The 3,244-nt window shown below is 34.0% G+C and carries 2 protein-coding genes and 1 pseudogene; all 3 read left to right on the top strand.

The genetic code is table 11. The features are described from left to right. Nucleotides 1-882, top strand: a pseudogene (locus Q0616_RS11680) (TonB-dependent receptor); the annotation flags it as partial. 9 nt (nucleotides 883-891) lie between these two features. Next, the gene (locus Q0616_RS11685) at nucleotides 892-1,749 is read left to right on the top strand and encodes a glycerophosphodiester phosphodiesterase family protein (protein WP_298777072.1); all 858 of its coding nucleotides are present in this window, start codon (nucleotides 892-894) and stop codon (nucleotides 1,747-1,749) included. 157 nt (nucleotides 1,750-1,906) lie between these two features. After that, nucleotides 1,907-3,043 (top strand): aminotransferase class I/II-fold pyridoxal phosphate-dependent enzyme, encoded by a 1,137-nt coding sequence (locus tag Q0616_RS11690; RefSeq protein ID WP_298777073.1) that lies wholly within the window; start codon nucleotides 1,907-1,909, stop codon nucleotides 3,041-3,043. Nucleotides 3,044-3,244: the final 201 nt, after the last annotated feature.

Raw genomic sequence — 3,244 nt, forward strand, 5'->3', positions numbered from 1 at the left:
GTTTATGTACCTGCGTCAACAATTAACCCTACAAATGGTGCTGCCAATTGGGTTAATGGACGTAAAACAAATGAATTGGGACGAGTTTTAGAGTTAATTAGTGATGGTAAAAAAGATCAATATGCAATCGTGTTAGACGGAACATACCGTTATTTTAAAGATGGACAAATTTCTGTTTCATATACGTGGAACGATTCAAAAGACAATACGTCTTATAATGGAAATGTTGCCAATACAGCAACCTTAAGCTTAATGGTTCCTGAAGATCCTCGAGATTTAAGTAAAATGAATTATTCGGATACACATTTTCGTCACAAGTTAGTGGTGTATGGGCAATCTCCAACTTTTTGGGGAATGACAGCAGGAATCCGTTTTAGTGGAATTGGTGGAACTCGTTACTCATTAGCTGTAGGTGGAAATATGAATGGAGATTTCGTAAATTCAAATGATTTGGCATACATCTATGATCCTAACGCTGCTTCAACTCCTGAATATTTAAGAAATGGAATTCAAGCTATTTTAGATAATCCAGAAGTTGAAAAGCATACAAAAGATTATATTCGAAAGAGTTTCGGTAAAATCGCAGAACGTAATGGAGGAATTAATGGATTTGCAGGAACATTTGATTTGAGATTGGCTAAAAAATTCAATATCGTAGAAAAGCATCGTTTTGAAGTTGCAGTAGATATTTTTAATGTCGCTAACTTAATGAACAAAGATTGGGGAGTAGGTCCAAAAATTGGTAAACAAAATATCTATTCCATTAAAAGTTTTGACGTGGATAATGAACGATTTATTTATAACGTAAATAACAATACAGGAAAAACAAATTATGTCTTCAATCCTTACCAAATTCAAATAGGTTTCCGCTATAGTTTTTAAGAAGTAGAAATGAAAAAAATACATTTATGGTTTGTGCTATTAGCTACAGTTACTGTGGCTAATGCGCAATTAAATACCGTTAATATCAAAAATTTTGAAGACTTGAAGTCTTATTTCAAACAAGATCAATCAAAACCAATCATTATCTCAGGACATAGAGGAGGTATGATGCCGGGTTATCCAGAAAATAGTATTGAAGCTTTTGAAAAAACACTGTCGATTATGCCTTCTTTTTTTGAGATAGATCCTCAATTAACAAAAGATTCGGTGTTGATCCTTATGCACGACGATACTTTCGATCGAACGACAACCTTAAAAGGAAAAGTAAAAGACTATACCTATGCTGAAATAAAGAATGCAAGGTTAAAAGACCGAGAAGGAAATTTAACTGATTTTAAAATTCCTACCCTTAAAGAAGCATTGGATTGGAGTCAAGGAAAAACTATTTTTCAATTGGATAATAAAGGTGTTCCGTATGCAACCTATGTAAAGTTTTTGAAAGAAAATCCTTATCCAAATGTGGTGTTGGGATTGAGAAAAGATGAAGAAGTTACGTATTACGCCAAGCATTTAAATCATGTATTGTTTATGAAACCTTTTCATACCATGAAAGATGTTAAGAGTTTTGAACAACTGAATGTCCCTTTTAATCGCGTAATTGCATGGGTAGGAACCGCCATAAAAGAGGAACAAAAAGAAATGATCGCGTATCTAAGAGATAAAGGGGTCATGGTGATGATTGCGATTGCTCCAACCTCAGATAAATTACCAACTGATCTCGAACGAACAAGAGAATATATTCATCATTTAATTACGCGTCCCGATATTATCGAAACAGATTATCCTGCTCAATTTATTAAGTGGTAATGATATTAACAAAACGATGAGTTGTTTACTATTTTAAAAAAAATCGTTAGAATAGAGATGAATTTAATTTTTTGAATAATAAGCTAAAGTAAAAAGTTAAATCTGATTAAAATTGATTCTTTTACTCTAAATTTGCAGAGCAAAAACAACTATAAAAATGGCAAATAAAATATGGCTTTCCTCTCCACATATGGGAGGAAATGAGTTGAAATATATTCACGAAGCATTTGATTCTAACTGGGTTGCTCCACTTGGTCCAAATGTTAATGGATTTGAAGAAGATTTAGAAAACTTTTTAAATGCAGACGTTAAAGTTGCAGCTTTATCTGCAGGAACAGCAGCTATTCATTTAGCATTAATTGAATGTGGAGTTTCACAGGGCGATGAGGTAATTTGTCAATCTATGACATTTTCTGCTACGGCGAACCCAATTGCTTATCAAGGAGCAACACCTGTGTTTGTTGATTCGGAGAAAGAAACATGGAATATTTGTCCAATCGCTTTAGAGGAAGCAATCAAAGATAGAATAGCAAAAGGAAAAACACCAAAAGCTATTTTAGCAGTTCATTTGTACGGAATGCCGTATAAAGTTGATGAAGTACATGCGGTTGCAGAAAAATACAATATTCCAGTGATTGAAGATGCAGCAGAAGCTTTAGGTTCTACGTACAAAGGACAGGCTGCTGGTACATTCGGACGTTTTGGAGCCTTATCGTTTAATGGGAATAAGATTATTACCACTTCTGGAGGAGGAGCATTAGTGTGTCAAACAAAAGAAGATAAAGATAAAGCGGTATTTTTAGCGACTCAAGCACGTGATAATGCACCACATTATCAACATTCGCATATTGGATACAATTACCGTATGAGTAATATTACGGCTGGAATTGGACGTGGTCAAATGGAAGTTTTAGCAGATAGAGTTGCCGCTCGTCGTGCGATGAACAACTTCTACCAAGCGTTATTTGCTGACATTGACGGTGTAACAGTTTTTGTTGAGCCAACATCAGATTATTTCTCTAATCATTGGTTATCTGCGATTTTAATCGATTCAAAAGTAGCCGGTAAAACGCGTGAAGATTTACGTTTAGCATTCTTAGAAGATGAGATCGAATCTCGTCCTTTATGGAAACCAATGCATCTACAACCTGTTTTTGCAAATTCACCTTATTATGGTGGTAAAGTTGCCGAAGAATTATTCGAAAATGGCTTATGTCTACCTTCAGGTTCTAACTTAACAGATGCAGAACGTGAACGAATTGCAGCAAAAGTGAACGCAGTTTTCGGAAAATAATTTTATCCAAATAATAATATTAAATCCTCTTAAATTCATTAAGGGGATTTTTTTATGAAACAAAATCATACAATTTGATAGAAGAAAAAAGAGTTATTAAAGAAAAGACATTTCGATACAATTTTCTTTTTCTAAGAACGAAGATTACTTTATGTGACAGCAAGTAACAAAAGCGTAAAACATAAAAATGTGGTTAAGGTT

Source organism: uncultured Empedobacter sp. (genome assembly GCF_937930195.1).
Lineage (GTDB): Bacteria > Bacteroidota > Bacteroidia > Flavobacteriales > Weeksellaceae > Empedobacter > Empedobacter stercoris.